The organism is Paraplanobispora siamensis (assembly GCF_016863175.1).
Classification (GTDB): Bacteria; Actinomycetota; Actinomycetes; order Streptosporangiales; family Streptosporangiaceae; genus Planobispora; species Planobispora siamensis.
Map to the genome: position 1 here is coordinate 25,997 of NZ_BOOJ01000076.1, position 19,560 is coordinate 45,556.

Annotated in this window: 20 protein-coding genes; 10 read left to right on the forward strand and 10 right to left on the reverse strand. The window is 70.6% G+C overall.

Annotated elements, in window-relative coordinates; translation table 11 throughout:
* Positions 1 to 69: 69 nt before the first annotated feature.
* A complete protein-coding gene (locus Psi01_RS38205; protein ID WP_239128341.1) occupies positions 70 to 1,140 on the reverse strand; it encodes an alpha/beta hydrolase family protein in 1,071 nt (356 codons plus the stop codon).
* A 147-nt stretch (positions 1,141 to 1,287) separates the two neighbouring features.
* Between Psi01_RS38205 and Psi01_RS38210 the strand changes: the two genes are divergently transcribed.
* On the forward strand, positions 1,288 to 1,482 hold the full coding sequence (locus tag Psi01_RS38210) for a hypothetical protein (protein ID WP_204069068.1): 195 nt from the start codon (positions 1,288 to 1,290) through the stop codon (positions 1,480 to 1,482).
* Positions 1,483 to 1,514: 32 nt separating this feature from the next.
* Here Psi01_RS38210 and Psi01_RS38215 read toward each other — a convergent pair whose 3' ends face one another.
* The 3 genes from Psi01_RS38215 to Psi01_RS38225 all read right to left on the reverse strand — a co-directional run bounded on the left by Psi01_RS38215 (position 1,515) and on the right by Psi01_RS38225 (position 4,100).
* Complete coding sequence (locus Psi01_RS38215; RefSeq protein ID WP_239128342.1) at positions 1,515 to 2,342, reverse strand: sulfite exporter TauE/SafE family protein; 828 nt, start codon at positions 2,340 to 2,342, stop codon at positions 1,515 to 1,517.
* A complete protein-coding gene (locus Psi01_RS38220) occupies positions 2,339 to 3,184 on the reverse strand; it encodes a phosphotransferase family protein (protein ID WP_204069069.1) in 846 nt (281 codons plus the stop codon). Before Psi01_RS38220 ends, Psi01_RS38215 begins: the two co-directional genes overlap by 4 nt.
* A gap of 328 nt (positions 3,185 to 3,512) precedes the next feature.
* Positions 3,513 to 4,100, reverse strand: a complete 588-nt coding sequence (locus Psi01_RS38225) for a MarR family winged helix-turn-helix transcriptional regulator (protein WP_204069070.1) — start codon at positions 4,098 to 4,100, stop codon at positions 3,513 to 3,515.
* 176 nt (positions 4,101 to 4,276) lie between these two features.
* Here Psi01_RS38225 and tyrS point away from each other — a divergent pair, with 176 nt between their 5' ends.
* Positions 4,277 to 5,542 carry a tyrosine--tRNA ligase gene (gene tyrS, locus Psi01_RS38230; protein ID WP_204069071.1) on the forward strand — a complete coding sequence of 422 codons (1,266 nt, stop codon included), beginning with the start codon at positions 4,277 to 4,279 and terminating at the stop codon, positions 5,540 to 5,542.
* A 1,073-nt stretch (positions 5,543 to 6,615) separates the two neighbouring features.
* On the opposite strand, the gene Psi01_RS38235 is transcribed toward tyrS, so the two are convergent.
* Positions 6,616 to 7,449, reverse strand: coding sequence for an SAM-dependent methyltransferase (locus Psi01_RS38235; protein ID WP_204069072.1), 834 nt, complete (start codon positions 7,447 to 7,449; stop codon positions 6,616 to 6,618).
* Between the two features lie 127 nt (positions 7,450 to 7,576).
* Between Psi01_RS38235 and Psi01_RS38240 the strand changes: the two genes are divergently transcribed.
* The 5 genes from Psi01_RS38240 (at position 7,577) to Psi01_RS38255 (ending at position 9,528) form a co-directional block, all read left to right on the forward strand.
* Entirely contained in the window at positions 7,577 to 7,993 is a 417-nt protein-coding gene (locus tag Psi01_RS38240) for a glycoside hydrolase family 2 TIM barrel-domain containing protein (RefSeq protein WP_204069073.1), read from the forward strand.
* Positions 7,994 to 8,051: 58 nt separating this feature from the next.
* Positions 8,052 to 8,501: a DNA-binding protein gene (locus Psi01_RS38245; RefSeq protein ID WP_204069074.1), complete on the forward strand. Its 450-nt coding sequence runs from the start codon at positions 8,052 to 8,054 to the stop codon at positions 8,499 to 8,501.
* A 47-nt stretch (positions 8,502 to 8,548) separates the two neighbouring features.
* Positions 8,549 to 8,950: a tRNA (N6-threonylcarbamoyladenosine(37)-N6)-methyltransferase TrmO gene (gene tsaA, locus Psi01_RS38250; protein WP_204069075.1), complete on the forward strand. Its 402-nt coding sequence runs from the start codon at positions 8,549 to 8,551 to the stop codon at positions 8,948 to 8,950.
* Between the two features lie 128 nt (positions 8,951 to 9,078).
* A complete protein-coding gene (locus Psi01_RS44450; protein WP_307819305.1) occupies positions 9,079 to 9,192 on the forward strand; it encodes a VOC family protein in 114 nt (37 codons plus the stop codon).
* A 24-nt stretch (positions 9,193 to 9,216) separates the two neighbouring features.
* A complete protein-coding gene (locus tag Psi01_RS38255) occupies positions 9,217 to 9,528 on the forward strand; it encodes a VOC family protein (RefSeq protein ID WP_239128343.1) in 312 nt (103 codons plus the stop codon).
* A 178-nt stretch (positions 9,529 to 9,706) separates the two neighbouring features.
* On the opposite strand, the gene Psi01_RS38260 is transcribed toward Psi01_RS38255, so the two are convergent.
* Positions 9,707 to 10,330, reverse strand: coding sequence for a VOC family protein (locus Psi01_RS38260; protein WP_204069076.1), 624 nt, complete (start codon positions 10,328 to 10,330; stop codon positions 9,707 to 9,709).
* Positions 10,331 to 10,454: 124 nt separating this feature from the next.
* On the opposite strand from Psi01_RS38260, the gene Psi01_RS38265 reads away from it, so the two are divergent.
* Positions 10,455 to 11,441 carry a helix-turn-helix domain-containing protein gene (locus tag Psi01_RS38265; protein WP_204069077.1) on the forward strand — a complete coding sequence of 329 codons (987 nt, stop codon included), beginning with the start codon at positions 10,455 to 10,457 and terminating at the stop codon, positions 11,439 to 11,441.
* Positions 11,442 to 11,482: 41 nt separating this feature from the next.
* On the opposite strand, the gene Psi01_RS38270 is transcribed toward Psi01_RS38265, so the two are convergent.
* On the reverse strand, positions 11,483 to 14,299 hold the full coding sequence (locus Psi01_RS38270; protein WP_204069078.1) for an AbfB domain-containing protein: 2,817 nt from the start codon (positions 14,297 to 14,299) through the stop codon (positions 11,483 to 11,485).
* A 168-nt stretch (positions 14,300 to 14,467) separates the two neighbouring features.
* Complete coding sequence (locus Psi01_RS38275) at positions 14,468 to 15,709, reverse strand: MFS transporter (protein WP_204069079.1); 1,242 nt, start codon at positions 15,707 to 15,709, stop codon at positions 14,468 to 14,470.
* Positions 15,710 to 15,776: 67 nt separating this feature from the next.
* Between Psi01_RS38275 and Psi01_RS38280 the strand changes: the two genes are divergently transcribed.
* Positions 15,777 to 16,790: a LacI family DNA-binding transcriptional regulator gene (locus Psi01_RS38280; RefSeq protein ID WP_204069080.1), complete on the forward strand. Its 1,014-nt coding sequence runs from the start codon at positions 15,777 to 15,779 to the stop codon at positions 16,788 to 16,790.
* Between the two features lie 38 nt (positions 16,791 to 16,828).
* Here the strand turns inward: Psi01_RS38280 and Psi01_RS38285 are convergent, their stop codons facing one another.
* Positions 16,829 to 17,710 carry a WD40 repeat domain-containing protein gene (locus Psi01_RS38285; protein ID WP_204069081.1) on the reverse strand — a complete coding sequence of 294 codons (882 nt, stop codon included), beginning with the start codon at positions 17,708 to 17,710 and terminating at the stop codon, positions 16,829 to 16,831.
* Between the two features lie 185 nt (positions 17,711 to 17,895).
* A complete protein-coding gene (locus tag Psi01_RS38290) occupies positions 17,896 to 18,150 on the reverse strand; it encodes a hypothetical protein (protein WP_204069082.1) in 255 nt (84 codons plus the stop codon).
* Between the two features lie 371 nt (positions 18,151 to 18,521).
* On the opposite strand from Psi01_RS38290, the gene Psi01_RS38295 reads away from it, so the two are divergent.
* Entirely contained in the window at positions 18,522 to 19,520 is a 999-nt protein-coding gene (locus Psi01_RS38295; protein WP_204069083.1) for a hypothetical protein, read from the forward strand.
* The last annotated feature ends 40 nt before the right edge of the window (positions 19,521 to 19,560 follow it).

Genomic DNA, 19,560 nt, shown 5'->3' on the forward strand with positions numbered 1-19,560 from the left:
GGCGGCGGCTAATGGGGGTCGATCATGGCGATGTGGGTGAGCTGGGGCAGGCCGGCGCTGTCCGGCCGATCACCGTCCGGTCTCCGGGTTCGCCGCGTAGCGGCGCAGATCCTCCAGATAGTCCTCGGCGAACAGGGACCGGGGGGCCGTGACGGCCAGGAAAAGCGTCTTGAGCTGCGAGTCCTCCACGTCCTTGGGCACCAGGGAGTGGGTGGCGTCCGGATAGTGCCGCACCTGCAGCTGGCCGGGTCGGGCCAGCAGCCTGCGGTAGGCGGCCTCGGTCTCGGCGACGTCGACGTTGATGTCGTGCCCGCCCAGCATCAGCAGAACCGGGGTGCGCATCCGGGCCAGATCCTTCGAGGCGTCGGCGGTGTAGTTGGCCTGGACGAACCGCCAGCGGTCTGCCGTCATGCCCTCCACGTCGCCGACCGCGGCCCGGTACTGCTCGAAGGTGGAGCCCTGGCGCAGGTGGCGCAGTGTCGTGTCGCTGCGTGCCAGCGCGGCCTGGATCTGCTGTTGCGTGGCGCCCTGCTGCCGCAGCTCGGCCAGCAGGTTGTAGCGGCCCTGACGCAGCCAGTTGATCGCCGGGGAGACGGCGATGACGAACTTCAGCTCGGGCATGCGTGCGGCGACCGTGGGCAGCACCCAGCCGGCCTGGCTGGCGCCCCACAGCCCGATCCGCTCCGGGTCGATGTCCGGCCGGGTCTTGGCCCAGGCGATGGCGGCCATGGTCTCCGCCGCCCGGTCCTGCATGCTCTGGTGCAGCCAGTTGCCGGGGGCGCCGGCCAGCCCCGGCTTGTTCCACGACAGCGAGGCATAGCCCGCCCGGGCCAGCGCCTCCCAGGCCGGGCGGTAGAAGCTGTCATGGGTGGCATCGACCGGGCCGTCCCCGTGGACGAAGACCACCAGCCCGTACGGCCCCCGGCCGCCGGTCGGCCGGGCGAGCACCCCCTTCAACGGCTGCGCGCCGCCGGTGATGGTCACCGGCTCCTCCCGGATGGCATAGGTGTTCTGGTAGACCACCCAGCCCCCGCCGGCCAGCAGCAGCGTCACGACGGTCACCAGCGCCGGCAGCAACCGGCGCAGCCATCGGCGGCGTCCGGCTGCGCGTCGGGAAGGCGGAGACGGTTCAGGCGTCACTGGGCTCTCCATGGCTCACATAGAAAAAACTATCGTTTCGACGACGACCGTATCATATTAGATAGATCTGAGGTGGGGGCGATCCTCCGGCGCGCCACGAAGCCGCAGCAACGCACCGACTCCGTGGAGGATCGCGATGGCGGTCCCGTGGAGGTCCCCACCCGCACCCTGGTGGAGGGCATGATCCGCCAGGACGGGACGATCGACGCCGGCGCCCTGGACATGAGCGACCAGCAGGTACGGCTGTGCATCAAGCGGCTGGCCGCCGACGGCCGGCTCATCCGGGAGGGACGGGGCCGCAAGGCCGTTGTTGGACGCCCGGCGCCCGGTTGTCGTCGGTGAGGCCGCTCCGCCGGCATTCGGCGGGCGGGTACTCAGGTGCCTGGAGGAGCGTGGCGGGCCAGCTTGACCGCCGAGATCAGCAGGATGACGGCGAGGACGGGGATGAGGATCAGCTCGGCGATCACGCCGAGCAGCAGGCCGCCGGCCAGCGCACCGGTGACCGAGCCCGCAGTCATGATGGCGATAAAGCGCACGTTGGCACCCAGGACGGCGAAGCTGCCATCTCGGCTGTAGCGGGCAAAAGCCACCAGCATGGTGGGCAGGGACACCAGCAGCGACAGGCTGCCGGCGGTTTTGATGTCGAGGCCGTACAGCAGCACGATGGTGGGGATCAGCAGCTCGCCGCCGGCCACGCCCATGACGGCGGCCACCGCGCCGATGCCGAACCCGGCCACCACGCCCGCGACCGCCTGCACCGGGCCGGGCAGGGCCAGCTCGCCCAGGGCGGTGATGTGGGTGAGCACCAGCGCGGTGGCCATGAGCACCATCAGCGCCGCCAGCACCTTGTACAGGGTCGCGCTGCGCATCCGCACCGCCCAGGACGCCCCGGCCCAGGCGCCGAGCAGACTGCCGGCCAGCAGGTTGACCGCCACCCCCCGATGCGCGCCCAGCTCCGCCAGCGAGACGGCACCCAGACGGGCGGGCAGCGCGACCAGCACCACGATCAGGCTCATCGCCTTGTTGACGATGACGGCCGCCAGCGCGGCGAAGGCGAACACTCCGATCAGCAGCGGCAACCGGAATTCCGCGCCGCCCAGGCCGATCATCCCGCCGAGCACGCCCACCGCTGCCCCGGCGGCGAAGGTCAACGGCGCCGAGCGCACCGCGCCGGCGGGAATCGGTGACTGGCGGCCGGTCACCGGCTTTCCACCTGGCCGAACAACCACGGCAGCGCAGACAGTGCGTTGGCGGCATACTTCCGCTTGCCGGACTCGAGCGCATAGGCCAGCTCTTCCAGAACACTGCACCTGGCGTAGAAGACGGCGCGCTCGCGGACGTCCGAAGGCAGCTCGGCAAGGACGGCCGGCCCTAGGTCGCGGTGGAGGAGTCCGTGGTCGTAGGCGGGGTCGGTGAGTGCCGCGTCGGTCCAGTCGAGGATGCCGGTGACAGCCCAGGTGGCAGCGTCGACGAGGACGTGCTCGGCGCCGAGGTCGTTGTGCGTGAACACCCGGACGTGGCCGCGGGAGGGCGGATCGGCGGCCAGGAACGCCTCCACCCGCGGCCGGAACCGCGCCGGCAGGCGACCGGCGACGGCCGGATAGAACGCGGCCGCCTCGGCGAGCCACTCCGTCATCGGCTGGTCGTCCACGGCGGCCAGGCCGGCCATCGACTCCGGCGGGATCGCGTGCAGCACGGCCAGCAGCCCCGAGAGTTGCGCGGCGAGCGATTCGGCGTGCTCCAGACGCTGTGGCAGGTCCAGCAGCGGGATGCCCGGTAGTTTCGGATAGGCCAGACAACCGCGCTCGGCGAGCACGAACGCCGGCACAGGGACCGGCACGGGCACGACTGCGGCGACCGCGTTCAGCAGGCGTGCCTCGCGGTCAATCGCGGCCGGATCCGGCTCAAGGGCGAAACGCACGACCAGCGCGCCGTCCACATCGAACGCGCGGTTGTCCTCCCCCTCCTCCAGCAGCGTCACCGTATCGGCCTGATAGCCGGGCAGGCACTGGGTGAGAACACTTCGAACCTCGGCGGCGTTCATAGGTTCACCGTAAGCGCAGGGCGGTGCGGGGGTTCTCAAGGTACAAGCGGTGGATCTGACTCGCTTCCAACAGCCGGATCAGACCCACTACGCGAAGACCATCTCAGCCCACCGCCGAGAACGGCGGTCATTCGTGGGCCGGCTCCCGGCTCGTCATGCTCGGCATCGGAGGCCATCTCGGCGGCCTGATCCAGCGTCTCCGGAATCACCGCCCGGATGTCGCGTCCGCGCAGGCAAGCGCGGTCACCCCACCGCCGGATCGTGCTCCTCGCCTCGGTCCTGCCCCCGGCGAGGGCACCGCCGCCCGGTCGCTGACCCGCTGTCGCGATCAGCCTGCTTCTCCAGTCGGCCGCCGCCGGCGGCCGCTGCGGCGCGGAACGGGCCCGGCCCCGTCGAGTAATGCCAGTCGGCGCGCCTCGCCGTGCTCCTCGACCTGCAAGACGACCTGACGCAACCCGCCGGCCAAGGCCCGGCAGGCGTCGTCGTCGAGCCGCGAGGTGACGAACGTCTCCTCGGCGTTGAAGTCCGGAAACACCTGCCGCATGAATTGTTCGCCCTCGCCGGTGAGGCTGAGCAGCAGCAGCCTGCCATCAGCGGGATGCCGGGTGCGCTTGACCAGCCCGCGCGATTCCAGCGTGCGGATGACACCGGTCAGCGTGCCCTTGGAGATACCGGCCTCCTCCGCCACGTGACGGCTCTCCGATTCCCCCCAGATCCACATCACCCAGAGCACTACGAACCCGGTCCAGGTGAGGCCGCCGCCGCGCAGGACCGCATTCTCCAGATGCTGACGGACCGCCGTAGCCGCACGGTAGATGTTGGCCACCACCGCCATGCGCTCGTGATGGATCGGCACGCCGCCGAGCTTCGCCTCGACCAGCTTCTCCGCCTCGATGATGGACCTCTGCCCGGACACGTGGTCCTCTTCCCGCCATGGAAACCAAAAATCGTTTGAACCCAAACTATACTTCGAGTCGACGTCCGACCACCGAGCCCGGCCCGACCCCGCCACGCACGTGTCCACGCGACGCACCTTCTGAACCGGCGGAGCCGGCTGAGCACGCTCATCCGACCCGGGAAAGCCTGATCACCGTGACCGATATCCTCGACGACCTCGCCTGGCGGGGCCTGATCGCACAGTCCACCGACCTCGGCGCCCTGCGCGCGACCATGGCCGAGGGACCGATCACGGTGTACTCCGGCTTCGACCCGACCGGGCCGTCCCTGCACATCGGTCACTTCGTGCCGCTGCTGACGCTGCGCCGCTTCCAGCTCGCGGGGCACCTCCCGATCGGCCTGGTCGGCGGCGCCACCGGCCTGATCGGCGACCCGAGCGGGCGCAGCACCGAGCGCTCCCTCAATGCCGCCGACGTCGTCGCGCAGTGGGTGGAGCGCCTGCGGGGGCAGGTCGGCCGCTTCCTCGACTTCGACGCCCGGCCGAACCCGGCACGCCTGGTCAGCAACCTCGACTGGACCGGCGAGCTGAGGGCCATCGACTTCCTGCGCGACATCGGCAAGCATTTCCCGGTCAACCGCATGCTGGCCCGGGAGTCCGTCTCCACGCGCCTGGCCGGGGAAGGGCTGAGCTACACCGAGTTCAGCTACCAGATCCTGCAGGCCCACGACTACCTGGAACTGCACCGCCGCTACGGCTGCGCGTTGCAGATCGGCGGCAGCGACCAGTGGGGCAACATCACCGCGGGCGCCGACCTGGTCCGCCGGACCGAGGGCAGCAACGTCCACGCGCTCACCCTGCCGTTGATCACCAAGGCCGACGGCACCAAGTTCGGCAAGACGGCGGGCGGCGCACTCTGGCTCGACCCCGCGATGACCTCGCCGTACGCGTTCTACCAGTACTTCCTCAACGCCGACGACCGCGACGTGATCCACTACCTGAAGGTGTTCACCTTCCGCGGCCGCGAGGAGATCGAGGAACTGGAAAGGGCCGTCGCCGAGCGCCCGTTCGCCCGCGAGGCCCAGCGCGCTCTGGCCGAAGACATCACCGAACTGCTGCACGGCAGGCAGGAGCTCGACGCGGTGGTGGCGGCCTCCCAGGCGCTGTTCGGCCAGGGCGCCCTGCAGGAACTGCCGGCTGCCACGCTGGAGGCGGCGCTCGCCGAGGTACCCAAGGCGGTCGTTCCCGCGCTCGGCGCGTCGTTCGTGGACCTGCTGGCCGACAGCGGCCTGGTGGAGTCGAAGTCCGCCGCCCGCAGAGCGGTGAAAGAAGGCGGCGCGTACCTCAACAACGTCAAGATCTCCGACGAGTCGTTCGTGCCGGCCGCCGGCGACCTGCTGCATGGGCGCTTCATGGTGCTGCGGCGCGGCAGGAAGTCGGTCGGCGGGGTCGAGGTCGGCTGACCTGCTGTAGCGGCCCTTCCTGGGGTGGGAGGGCCGCTACAGCCTGTTCGGATTCAGACCTTCAGACGGGCCGCAGGCTGCGCGCCCACAAAACAGCACCACGCAGATGGAGTCCGGCCAGGTAGCGCCGCACCCGGCGACGCCCTGCTCCGGCCGCGTCATCATCCTGCCCGCCGCTCTGAGCGGTTTGCCCTTTTCGCGGAGCCCTTTTCCCTCCTCGATGGCCCTGGCCGGCTCCTCCAGCAACTCGGGATCGGCCACCATCCCGGCGGCCCGAACGCCGCCTTCCGACTCATGCCGACGGCAAGGGATTGCTCATAGTCGCGAAGACGGCAGGCAGAACTCCACCCGAAGTAATGTCCACCGTAGGCCCGACATGCGGGTCAAGATTTGGCCCTTGCCAACCTCGCAGGGCGTTTCATCCCGATAGGTCATAGTCTGCGGTGATTCCCCTGGTAGGCGGCGACCACCGAAGACAGTACGGCAGAGATCTCTCGCCCCTGAGTGAGGAACGAGGCAGCTGAGGCGCCGGATCGCGGCATACGTCTTGTCTCATTCGCAAACGCCCCGCTATGCCCCCCTTTGCTGGTGCGCAGCCGCTGCCTTCTGCCGGCCTGACTCCGACGCCGCTAGGCACCCCCGCCGTATCGCGATATCGCGATACGCCACCTCCACGACCGGCCCGCCCCACCCACCCCAGCGACCTGTCCGGCGCCGGCTGGGCCCTCATCGAACCCACCCTGGCCGCCTGGCGCGCCGAGCGCCGCCGCCACGGCCTGGGCATCGGCCGCCCCCCGGCAACACGACGGCGTCTTCATCCAGCTCGCCGGTCCGCTCCACCGCCTCCTGCGCCATCGGCGCGGACGCGACCCCCCAGCGCCTGCATCATCGACAGCCAAAGCATCAAAACCGCCACCACCGCCTGGTCCGCGACCACGAAGCACGCCTCCGACCACTCCGAAGCCGCGATCCACATCACCATGATCGACCTCATGAGCCGCCGCCTCACCGGCGAATCCACTCCCACAGAGCACGGCACTTGAATCCGGGATCAAGCAGGACGAAACGCTCACTCAGGACTTGCGCCCCATCCCGCCCGCGATGCAGATGCCGCCCAGGGTCAGCGGATAGGTGACCTCCTGGTCGGGCTTCCACTCGGGCAGGTGCACCACTCCCGGCTCGACCAGTTCCAGGCCGTCGAAGAACCCCACGATCTCGGGAAGGTCCCGGGCGCGGCCGGTGCCCAGCATCGCCAGCAGGACTCCCTCCAGGTCCCGTACCTCCGGGGCACAGGAGCAGAAGTGGGTCAGCTGGAGATAGCTGCCCGGGGCCAGCCTGGCCTTGTAGGTGTTCACCAGCCCCTCCGGGTCCTCCTCGTCGCCCAGGTGGTGGACCACGGCCACCATCAGCAGGCCGACGGGCCGGGAGAAGTCCAGGAAACCCTTGACGTCCGGGTGGCCGAAGATCGACTCGGGGTTGCGCATGTCGGCGGTGATGACCCGGGTGTTCTCGTTGGTCTTCAGGATCGCCCGGGCATGGGCCAGCACGATGGGATCGTTGTCGACGTAGACGACCTTCGCATCCGGATTGATCCGTTGAGCGACCGAATGCGTGTTGTCCATCGTGGGAAGACCCGAGCCGATGTCGAGGAACTGGTCGATTCCCTGCTCGGCCAGGAACTTCACACCGCGGAACAGCATCGCGCGATTCTGCCGTGCGCCCTCGCCGCCGTCGGGGAAATGTTTCATGCCCTCGATCGCGACGGCCCGGTCCACCGCGAAGTTGTCCTTGCCGCCCAGGAAGGCGTCGTACACCCGGGCGATGCTGGGTTTGCTGGTGTCGATCTCCGGAGGCAGGTAGTCCGGATCCTGGTGCGTCCACCTCAGTTCTTGCGCGTCGTCGCTCATGCCACCTTCCCGGGGGGCCGTAGATCGGCATCGATGAGCTGGAGCATAATCTGGAATGTCACGTAAGATCGATATATTCACGGTTTCCTGCGGTGCCGCCAACCGAAATGCCGTTTGAACTGTATGAATGCATTTCCGGCAGGCGCAGAGGCCATGGTCAGCCGAGCGGGACGCCGGCGACAAGAACCACCCCAGCGTCCTCATGTGGTGCATCGCCAACGAGCCCGCCTCCAACGAGGACGGCGCGCGAGTACTTCGAGCCTCTCGTCGAGCTCACCCGCGAACTCGGCCCCACCCGCCCGGTGTCCTGCGCCGCTGGGCCGGCAAGCACGGCAAGCCGATCATCATGAGCGAGTACGGCGCCGACTCGATGCCCGGGCGGCACTCGGTGTGGGACATCCCCTGGACGGAGGAGTGCCAGCTGGCCTACCCGGAGGCCAAGCACCGCGTCTTCACCCGCGACCGGGGCCCCGAGGCGGCCGCCCACGCCCTGCGCGCGAGGTGGAGGGGACTCGACGCCCGCAAGCCGTTCAAGCCGTTTTAAACAAGATGTTCAAAATATTATGTTGACAACGTAACGGTTGAAGCGTCACTGTGGGGTCATGGCTTCCACTCCGCAGTCTTCCGACGATCCCTTCACCGTGCCCGACCCCGGTCAGAGCCGGGTTCGGCGTGAGGTCGAGGCCCTGTTCCGGATCGCCGATCGGCACGCGGCCACCGCGCAGCAGCGCCACCGCCAGGCGCATCCGGACGTCCTCGGCCCGCACGAGGCGGTGCGGCTCGTCTCCTTCCTGCTCTCGGGCGCGGCCACCGTCCAGGAGGGCGAACCGCAGGTGGACCGGGCCGACCTGGTGGCCGCGCTCACCCTGTTCCCACGCGTCCGCGCCGAATTCGACGGACTGGAGGCCGGCCTGCTGGAAATGGCCCGGGGGCGCGGCATGACCTGGCAGGAGATCGCCTTCGGTCTCGGCCTGGGCAGCCCGCAGGCCGCCCGCCAGCGCTACGAACGGCTCACCGGCCGCACCGGCGCCGAGCGCGTGACCGGACCATAGGCGGTTCCGTACGATCGGCGGTTCCGTACGATCGGCGTGGAGGAGTCATGACATACGAGATCCATCCGATCGGGGTCGTCGAGTCACCCCTGACGGACCCCGCGAGCGCTCCGAAGCAGGGCGTGGAGGGGAGCCCCGAGGCCTGGCTGGTGTTCGATCCCGCGATGGCCGACGGCATCCGTGATCTCACGCCCGGCGATGAGGTGTTCGTCCTCACGTGGCTGCACCTGGCCGACCGGTCCGTGCTGGCCGTACATCCGCGTGACGATCTGCGGAACCCGCTGACCGGGGTGTTCAGCACCCGATCCTCCGACCGGCCCAACCCCGTCGGACTGCACCGCGTGCGGGTGCTCGCGGTCGACAAGCTCCGGGTGCGGGTGGCCGATCTCGAGGCCGTCGACGGCACGCCGATCGTCGATGTGAAACCGGTCCTGGACGCCACGCGCTGAACGAGCGGGTCCTGAAGCGGGGAGCGGTACGGCGGCGCATGCCGGGCGGGTGCCGCCCACCCGGGCTGCGCCGCCCGGCAGCCGAGCCGGCCCGTTATTTGTCGGCCGGGCCCGGCAGGATGACCGCCATGGTCTCTTATCAGTCGGTCATCGACTGTGCGGCACCCGAGCGGATGGCCCGGTTCTGGGCGGGCGCGCTGCGCTACACGGTGGAGCCGCCGCCGGGTGGATTCGACACCTGACGGGATTACTGGCGCAGTCTCGGAGTGCCGGAGGACGAGCTGGGCGAGGGGGACTGCAGCGACAGCATCATCGATCCCGAGGGGCACGGGCCGAGGATCTGGTTTCAGCAGGTGCCCGAGGGCAAGGTGGTCAAGAACCGGTTCCACCTGGATGTGAAGGTGGGCGGCAGGCGGGAGGAAGTGCCGCTGGAGACCCGCAAAGCGCGGGTGGACGCCGAGGTCGAGCGGCTTGTCCGGGCGGGGGCGTCGGTCGTGCGGGTGTTGTCGCAGCCCGGGGTCGATCACTACGCGGTGGCGATGGCGGATCCCGAGGGGAACGAGTTCGACGTGGTCTAGCAGTGCTTCGCCGGGTGGCTGGAGCGGCCGTTCGACGGCGGGCCGGGCGTCGGCCTGCCCGGGCCGCCTTCTGCTCCGGCGCAGCGGTCGGGCCCGTCTGCCGGGCGGCGCAGCCCGGGTGGGCGGCACCCGCCCGGCATGCGCCGCCGTACCGCTCCCCGCTTCAGGATTCACTCATTCAGCGGGGGTGTCGCGTGGCCGACTCCCAGACGAAGCCGTCCGGGTCGGTGAAGGCCCCGCCGTCGCCGCCGATGACGAGCCGGTGCGATCCGGTGCCGTCCGGGGCGATGCCGGCGACCTTGGCCAGGGAGCGGCGCTTGTAGAGCGACAGTTTGACGGGGCTCGACGCGGTGGCGAACTCGACGTACCTGCGGCCGTAGCTCTTCGCCACGGCGAGGCCGCGCTCGACGTAGAACTGTCTGCTCGCGGCCACGTCTTCGGCCCCCAGTTGGAGCACGACCTCGTCGATCTCCCGGGTGGCCGGGCCGGTGTCCTTCTTCGCCGAGGAGGCGACCGTCCAGATCGTCCCGTCCGGGGCCTGTACGACACCGCCGTAGCCCCACAGCGACTTCGCGGCCGGCTTCAGCGCCGTGGCGCCGGCGTCGAGCGCGGCACCGATGAGACCGTTGACGGTGGCGGGCTGGGAGACGATGAGCGACAGCGTGAACCCGCGGAAGCCGGTCGTCGGCGCCGCCGAGGCCTGCAGGCGTAACCACTTGGCCGAATCGAAGACGGCGGCGTAGAAGCCGTCGGCCGCCGCGAGGTCGGCGACCTCAAGAGTGACGAATTCGATGGAAGCCATAACTCTCACGCTAGATGCGGCCAGGCGCCCCGCGCTTATCGATTTCTGACCGATCTCCTCCGGTGCGGTACGCGCGGGCGCAGCGCGGAGTGTCCGGAACGGCGTTACCCATAAAATTCCGGACATGCACGCTGTCGCGCTGGCCGTCACCGACGGGATGCTCCACTTCGAGCTGTCCCTGGCCTACGAGGTCTTCGGGGTCCACCCGGCCGGCGTGGCCGATCCCTGGTACGACCTCCTGGTCTGCGGGCCGGGCGCCGTGCGGGCGGGTCGCTTCACGCTGGAGCCCGACCACGGCCTGGACCACCTCGCGCGCGCCCACACGGTGATCGTCCCGGGCTGGGCCGACGTCGAGGTGGATCCGCCCGCGGACCTGGTCGAGGCGGTGCGCGCGGCCCATGAGGCCGGTGCGCGGGTGGCCTCCCTGTGCACGGGCGCGTTCGTGCTGGCCGCCGCCGGTCTGCTGGACGGTGGGCGCGCCACCACGCACTGGGCGCACACCCGGGACATGGCCGCCCGCTATCCCCGGGTGGAGGTGGACCCGGACGTCCTGTACGTCGACAACGGCCGCGTGCTCACCTCCGCGGGCAAAGCCGCCGCCATGGACCTGTGCCTGCACCTGGTCCGCCTCGACCGCGGCTCCTCGGTGGCCAACGCGGTCGCCCGCCGCCTGGTCGTACCGCCGCACCGGGACGGCGGCCAGTCCCAGTTCGTCACCACCCCGGTGCCCGCCCCGGACAACCACCCGCTCGCCGAGCTGTTCCCCTGGGCGATGGAACGGCTGGACCGTCCGCTGAGCGTGGAGGACCTGGCCCGCCGGGCGCGGATGAGCTCGCGCAACCTGGGCCGCCACTTCAGGTCGGTGACCGGCACCACCCCGCTGCAGTGGCTGCTGACCCAGCGGATCCGCCGTGCCCAGGAGCTGCTGGAGACCACCGACGACAGCGTCGAGGCCATCGCGGAGGCCACCGGCATGGGCACCGCCACGACGCTGCGCCGGCACTTCAACCGCACGGTCGGCGTGCCCCCGGACACCTACCGCCGTACCTTCCGCTCGCGGAGCCGCCCCGGACCGGACGGCGGGCGGCGCCGTCACCACCCTGCGGGGTGACGGCGCCGCCCGCCTCCTCACGACCTCACGGCGTCACGGGCTCACGGCGCCCACGGTGGAGCGAGGTTCCAGGTGCTGTCGGCCGTCAGCGTCTGGGGGCGGTTCCAGGTGGCGCCGGTGCCGTTCGCCGACCACACCGCGGCGTCGTAGTGCCGCATGTACGAACCCGGATAGTTGATCGACTCGAACGTCACCCCGGTCCCCTGCAGTCCGGGCCGCGCGCACCACGTCGCGTCCTGGGCGAACAGCGTGCCGGCGTCGTAGGGGTCCATGCGCACGCGTGAGTCGGCGTGGCGCAGGTACCGTCCCGGATAGTTGACCGACTCGAAGGAGTAGCAGCCGGAGTCGGCCAGGCCGCGGCGGATGGTCCAGGTGGCGTCGTTCTTCAGCAGTGCGCCGCTGCCGGCGTCGACGACCTCGGTGGAGGCCAGGCTGTCGGCGTGGCGCAGGTACCGGCTGGTGAAGCCCCAGGTCTGCACCTGCAGCGACCGGCGCACGTCCACGGGGAGGACGACCCCGCTGCGCCACAACGCCGGGCCGCCGGCCTCCCAGGTGGCGTCGGCGTCGAAGGAGGCGCCGCCGTCGAAGGGGTTGGGGCCGCTCGGCCGGGCCAGGTAGACGTTCTCGGCGTGGTGCCGCAGGAAGGCGCCGGGGAAGTTCAGCGACTCAAGCGACACGCCCGTGCCGGAGCGGCCCGGGCGCGCGCACCAGGTGGCGTCCGCCGCGAACGAGCCCCCGGTGGAGGCGTCGGTGCGCACCACCGAGTTCGCGTGCCGCAGATAACGGCCCGGGAAGTTGACCGACTCGAACGAATAGCACCTCGCGTCCGCCAGGCCGGGCACCGTACGGAACGAGGCGTCCTGGCGGGCGAGGTCCGGGCTCGCCGTGGTGATCACGTCCGTGCGCGCCAGGGAGCCGGCGTGCCGCAGGTACCGGTCGGTGAAGCCGGGGGTCGTCACGCGGAGCGAGCGCACGTGGCCGACCGGCAGCCGCGGTGTCGCGTTCTGGTTGCGGGCGACGGCCAGGAGGTTCCGATGCGCGGCGCGCACCTGGTTCGTGTCGACCTTCTGCACCCGCCGGTCGTAGGTCATCAGGCCGTTGTACTCGCCCTCGAGGTCGGTGATCTCGGTGTAGACCGACCCGCTCAGGCCCTTCTTCACGACCAGTTCCTGCAGGTCGCGGACCATGCCGGTGTAGCGGTCGTTGAGCTGCGCGGCGCTCGTCTGCTGCTCGTAGGCGAAGAAGCCGCCGTGCGGGCTGTACTCGTGACCCGGCGTGCGCAGGCCGAGGCCGCCGAACTCACCCAGGATCGAGATACGCGTGGAGGAGGGAGCGGGCGCGTCCGGACCCGTGTACACGTGCCAGTCGATCATGTCGCCGTTGCCGGGGTCGCCCAGCGACGCGCAGCAGTTGAACCCGCTGTGCCCGTTGACCAGCCGGGTCGGGTCCTGGTTCTTGACGTTCTGGATGATGCGGCGGGTGTCGGCGAGGTTCCACTCGCCCCAGCCCTCGTTGAACGGCACGTACGCCACCACCGCGGGCGAGCTGCGGTGCTCGTCGACGATCTCCCTCGCCTCGGTCTCGAACTGCTGGGTGTGGGCCGAGGTGACGTCGCGGCTGAAGGCCTGCATCGACGGGACGTCCTGCCACACGAGCAGGCCGAGCCGGTCGGCGTGGTAGTACCACCGCTGGGGTTCGACCTTGATGTGCTTGCGCACCATGTTGAAGCCGAGTTCCTTGTGCTTTTGCAGGTCGAAGGCGAGCGCCGCGTCGGTCGGCGCCGTGTAGAGGCCGTCGGGCCAGTAACCCTGGTCGAGCGTGCCCAGGTGGTAGACGAACTCGCCGTTGAGCGTCGGGCGCAGCACCCCGTTGACCATGCGCGTGCCGACCTCGCGCATGCCGAAGTAGTGTGTGGTCCGGTCGACCGTCTGACCGGAGCCGTTGCGCAGCGAGATCCGCAGGTTGTACAGGAACGGGTCGTCCGGGGTCCAGCGCCGGGCGTTCGGGACGGGCACGCTGAAGTCGGTGAATCCGCCGGTGGCGCTGCCGACGACCGTCGTGCCGTTCACGGCCTCCGCCAGGACGGAGTGGCCGCTGACGTTGCCGCGGGTGAAGACGCGCACCCGCAGGGTGTTGTCGCCCAGGTCGGGATACGTGTCCACGCTGTAGATCGATGAGGCGGGGGTCGGCTCCAGCCACACCGTCTGCCAGATGCCGGACACGGGGGTGTAGAAGATGGCCGACGGATTGCGGGTCTGCTTGCCGATGAGCGGATGGCTGCCGGCGTGGCCGGAGTCGGTGGGGTCGTAGACCTTGACGACCAGCTCGTTGGCGCCGCCGTTGAGGGCGTCGGTGATGTCGAACTCGAAGCGGTCGTAGCCGCCGCGGTGCGTGCCCATCAACCGGCCGTTGACCCACACCGTCGCCTCCCAGTCGACGGCGCCGAAGTGCAGCTGCGTACGGCGCCCGGCCCACCCGGCGGGCACCGTGAACGTCCGGCGGTAGTACAGGTAGTAGCGGTTGTCGGCGATGGGTCGCATGACGCCCGACAGCGCCGACTCGACGGGGAAGGGGACGTTGACGCGCTCGGGCAGGGTGACGCCGAACTGCGGCGCGTCGTCGGTCGCCGACTGCCGAAGCTGCCATTCGCCGTTGAGGTTCATCCAGTCGGGGCGGGTCATCTGCGGCCGGGGATACTCCGCAAGGGGCGTTCCGCTCAGGGCCTGACCGGTCCAGGGCGTCGACAGGGGCGGTGTCTTCGCCGGGACCGCGTGTGCGGGCTGGGCGACGAACAACGCTGAGACGAGGAGGGATACGAGGGCGATCACTCCTGCTCGTATCGGGTTGCGTGTCTGCATGGATGTCTCCATCGGGGGGTGGAAGCACGCGTACGGGGCGGCGACGGCGGGTCGGTGAACCGTCCTCCGGCAGGCCGGCCGAGAACCGGAGTGATCAAAGATTGATCAGATTCTGTAACGAGATCGCAAATGAACTGTCACGTCCCGATCACATTCGTTATAAATCGATCAGAAAGAGTCAGATTGCTGATCGTCCGTGATCGAAGGAGTCCTGCTCGCGCCTGCGGGGCCGCGCCGGTTGAGCGCGGGCAGGGCCGGGATGGCGGTCAGCAGTACGACGGTCAGGGCGGCGATGCCCAGGAACGCCTCCTGCACTCCGGAGACGTCGGCGAGCAGACCGAAGTAGGCCGGGCCGGCCAGGAAGCCGAGATAGGCGACCGTGGAGATGACGGAGGTGGCCCGGCCCCGCGACTCGTCCGGAATCGGCCGCAGCCCGTGGGACAGCAGGGTGGGCAGGAGGACCGAGGTGCCCGCGGCGGCGGCGATGACGCCCGCCAGGGCGAGCGGGGGCGTGGGCGCGAGCGCCGTCAGGACGCCTGCGGCCGTGGCGAGCGCGCTTCCCGCGGCCAGCGTGACGAGCGGGCGGCGCAGCGCGGCCGCGCCGGTGGCCAGGCGGGTCAGGGCGGCCGTCGTGGCGAAGGCCGCCGGTGCGAGGGCGGCCAGGGCCGGTGAGGCGGTGAACTCCTCGGTCAGCAGGACCGCGCTCCAGGACTGGTAGGCGTTCTCCGACGCGGCGGCAAGCATGCCGATCGCGCCGACCACGAGCAGGGGGATCCACCACGACACGCGACCGGCGCGCCCCGGCGCCTTCGGGCTGTCGGGTGCGACGTCGTCGGGCGCGGGGACCGAGCGCGTCGCGGTGACGACGACCAGGCCGAGGGCTGCGGAGATGACGGCGCCCGCGGCGAAGTTCACCAGCAGGCTGCCCGCCGTCGCGGTGAGCGCACCGGCGCCCAGGCTCGAGACCGCGACCGTGGCGGAGAACGTCGCCTGCGAGCGGGCCAGGACGGGACGCCGGGTCTGTTTCTCGGCGGTCGCCGCCAGCGTGATGATCGCCACATCGGCCGCTCCCGAAGCGGCTCCCGTCACCAGGATGCCGGCGCACAACGCGGCGTAGTCCACCGACACGACCGAGAGCGCGACGCCCGCGACGCCCAGCAGCGCGAGCAGCACTCCGGCGACGCGCAGCCCGAGCGCGTCGACGAGCCGCCCGGTCAGCAGCATGGCGGGCAGGGCTCCGACGCCGACGAAGAGCAGTGCGACGCCGAACTCCGCGTCGCTCACCCCGGCCCGGGCACGCAGCAACGGCAGACTGGCACCCCAGATGCCCCAGAAGGCACCGAAGCCTGCGAAGCCGATGAACGGCGCCGCGCGGAACATGCCGGCGGGGGGAGTGATGACGGTCGACATATGTGTAACGTTACACAACTAGGATGGTCCCGTGCCGACCAATCGCAGACGTGTGACGCTGAAGGACGTGGCAGCGCGGGCGGAGGTGTCGCTCATGACCGCCTCCTACGCCTTCAACCGGCCCGGCCGGGTCGCGCCCGCCACCCGCGACCGCGTGTACCGCGCCGCCGGCGAACTGGGCTACCGTCCCGACGCCGTGGGCCGCGCGCTGAGATCCGGCAGGACGCAACAGCTCGGGGTGGTCTTCAGCGAGCACCTGGCCTACGCCTTCGACGATCCCCAGGCGGCGCAGTTCCTGGCCGGGGTCGCGGAGGTCTGCGTCGAGGAGGGCCTGTGCCTGACCTTCATCCCCACGCGGGGCGACGGGGCCGACGTCGATCGCGTGCTGTCGGCGGCGGTCGACGGCTTCGTACTGTGGACCACCGCCGACGACGACCCGGTGCTGTCGGCGGTGGCCGCCGACCCCCGCCCCGCCGTCATCCAGGGCGGCCCGCCCCGCGAGGGCATCGCGTGCGTCACCCAGGACGACTACGGGGCCGCCCGCGCGATCGCCGCCCGCGGGCTGCGTGAAGGCCGCACGCCCGCGGTGATCTCCTTCCCCCTGGACCGCGACCGCGAGCACCGGGTGACGACCGGCGCGAATCTGCCGCCCCGCGCGCCGTTCCCCGTCACCGAGGCCCGCCTGCGCGGCTACCGCGCCGCCGTCGAACAGGCCGGGCTCAGCTGGGAGAACACCCCGGTCGCCGTCGTGGCCCGCAACACCCGGGCGGACGGCGCCGCGGCGGCACGGGAACTCGCCCCCCGGCTCACCCCCGACGCGCTCATCATCGCCATGAGCGACGAACTCGCCCTGGGAGCCCACCAGGCCCTGCGGGAAAGCCACCCCGGGGCCGCCTACCTCGGCTGGGACGCCTCACCGGCCGGCCGGCGCCTCGGCATCACCTCCGTCACCAACCCGCTGCGCGACCAAGGCTGCCGCTGCGCGCGTCTGGCGCTCGACCCGGGACGGACCGATGAGGGGGAGGTCCCGTGGACCATCGCGTCCGGCCCGGGTTCCGGAGGTGATCAGGCGCAGGAATGATCACCATCAGTGGCCGGAGAAGGGCCCGACCGCTGTGATCAGAGGTCGGGCAGCCCGGTGATGACGTCGATCTCGTCGCTTGAGCGGTTGGTGAAGGTGTCGAGCACGCGCATACCGTCGCTGGCCCTGCGCCAGCGGAAGGTGGTGTGGTCCCCGGCGGAGCGGGATTTCACCATGGTCAGCAGGTCGAGGTTGCCGGCCCGGTCCCACAGCAGCCAGTGCCCGCTCTCGTCGGCGGGGATCTTCAGCGGAGCCCCGGCCGGGCGGCCGGTGACCAGGTTCAGGAACCGGATGCGGTGACCGCCCCGGCGGTCGATGTAGGCGATCGTCGTACCGTCCGTGTGGAGCGATCCCGCGGGCGTGCGGGCCCTGCGCACCACGCTCCAGTCGGCGGTCGAATACACCACGCTCCTGCCGTCGCCGTCGGAGGCGAGCAGATGGGCGTTGTCCGGGCTGAAGCTCCACGGGGTCCGCCCGGCGGGCAGCGGGTGCGTCCGGCCGGTGACGGTGTCCAGCACCCGGCGCGGCTGGAGATAGTCGCCCCGCAGGACGACGAAGCGGCCGCCCGGTGACAGGCTGATCTGCAAGGGGAGATCGACGGGCCATCTGATGCCCGGTACGACGCGGACCCTGCCGGTGGTGATGTCGCGCACGACCAGGGCGCCGTCCTTCAGACGGAAGTAGGCGGCCTTGCTGCCGTGCGGCGACAGGGCGAAGGGCGCCCGGATCTTCTTCCCCGGCCCGATGAACACCCGGGCCTCCTTCAGGCGGATGACTTTGCCGCCTCTCAGCGACAGCCGCCACGGCGCGCAGACGTAGTACTCGCCGTTCTTGCCCGGACAGCTGTCATCGGCGTAACGGACGAAGTCCTTCGCCGCCGTGGCGTGCACCGAGGATCCCGGGCCGGCCCACAGCGTCACCGCGAGAACGAGAGCCCCCCACCGCCGTCGCCGTGCACGCCGCATCGCCGCCCCTTGATCGTCGGAGGTGGCACGATTATCCACGGTGCGCGGCCCGAGCCGCCACCGTCCGGGCCGCGACTGGCCGGATCGCGGACGCCCGGCCCGGCGGCCTCCCCGCCGCCGGGCGGCACCCGGAGGCGGGGTCAGGCGGTGGGGAAGGGGCCCTGGTACTCGGTGTAGTCGGAGACGCCGTCGCCGTTGAGGTCGACGCGGATCTCGTCGGCCAGGCCGTCGCCGTTGTGGTCGAGGTAGACCACGTCGGTGACGCCGTCGCCGTCGGTGTCGTAGCGCTCCTCGTCGGCCACGTAGTCGCCGTCGGTGTCGATCAGCTGGGCGTCGGTGCCGCCGTCACCGTCGTAGTCGACGTAGTCGGTGGTGGTGAAGGCGAACTCGCTCATTGTCGTTTCCGTTCTGTTCTGTTCGGGTGCGTTCGTCAGATAAGAGGGGCTGCGGGCGGGGTTTGTTACAGCGGGCTCCACGATTTTTCCGGCACTTTTCCCGGACCTTTCCGGCCCGGCCGCGGACCCGGATTCGTGCCCGTCCGGTACCGCACTCGCGCGGAGATCGCGCAATCCGGGAGAAGAACCGCCCGCCGTACCACCGGATCCTGTGGGAGGCGCGGCGACCGCGGGCCGGCGAGCCCCCGCAGGCGGGACGGGTCGCTGCGATCCGGGTGCCGGCGCCGCATCGCGCGAGGTCCTGTCGTGCCGTCCTGTCGTGCTGTCCTGCCGTGCTCTGACAACCGTTGTGCTCTCACGAGGAGACGCCCATGGCGCAAGACCACATCGTCGCGGCCCCACCGGAGACGCTCGGCCGACCGGCGGCGCCGCCCGCCGCGGCGGCCACCTCCGTCTTCGTCAACGGCAGCTTCCCACGCAGGCGCGGGCTGATCATCCTGGTCGGCAGCCTGGTGGGCTTCCTGCTGACCGTGGTCTGGTCGGCGGAGTTCGTCGACCAGACCATCGGCGACAACGTCGCCAACACGCTGCTGGGGCACGACGCCAAGCAGACGCCGATCGCCGGCATCGCCGCGGGCATCGTTTTCGCGTTCGTCAGCGGGCTGGCCGGGTCGTTCACGGCCTGCAACGTCGCCGCGTTCGGCGCGGTGGCGCCGATGCTGGGCGGCGTCGGCGGCCGGTGGGGCCGCCTGGCGCACACGCTGAAGCCGCTGGGCTGGCTGGCGGTCGGCATGACGGCGGTCTCGGCGATCTACGGTGCGGTCGTCGGATTCGTCGGCACCGCCATGCCGCAGTTCTCCACCGCGCAGAACGTGCCCGGGTCCCTGTCGCCGCGCAGCATCCAGTCGATGGTGGTCTACGGGGTGATCGGCCTGATCATGATCTACATGGGGCTGGCCGCGCTCGGCCTCGTGCCCGACCCGTTCGCCCGCCTGTCGCGCCGCTTCCCCAACGCCCCGATGGTGTTCATGGGCGCGCTGATCGGCGCCTTCCTCATCGGGCGGCCGTTCCCGCTGTTCCGCCAGATGTTCCGGGACGCCGCCGAGAGCGGCAACCCGCTGTACGGCGCGGCGGCCTTCGTGCTGCAGTCGCTGGGCAACATCGTCATCATGGCGGTGCTGTTCGTCATCCTGTCCTACGCCGCAGGCAGCCGGCTGCAGCGGTGGCTGACGGCCAAGCCCTCCCGCATCGCCGCGCTGACCGCCGTGTCCCTGATCGTGGCCGGGGTGTTCACCTTCCTGTACTGGGACGTCCGGATGCTCGCCCGGCGGGAGATCATCCCGTGGTATCCGACGGCGCCGTGGTCGTGACGCGGCCCATGTGATGAGTACGGCCGGCGCGGGGAGCGCC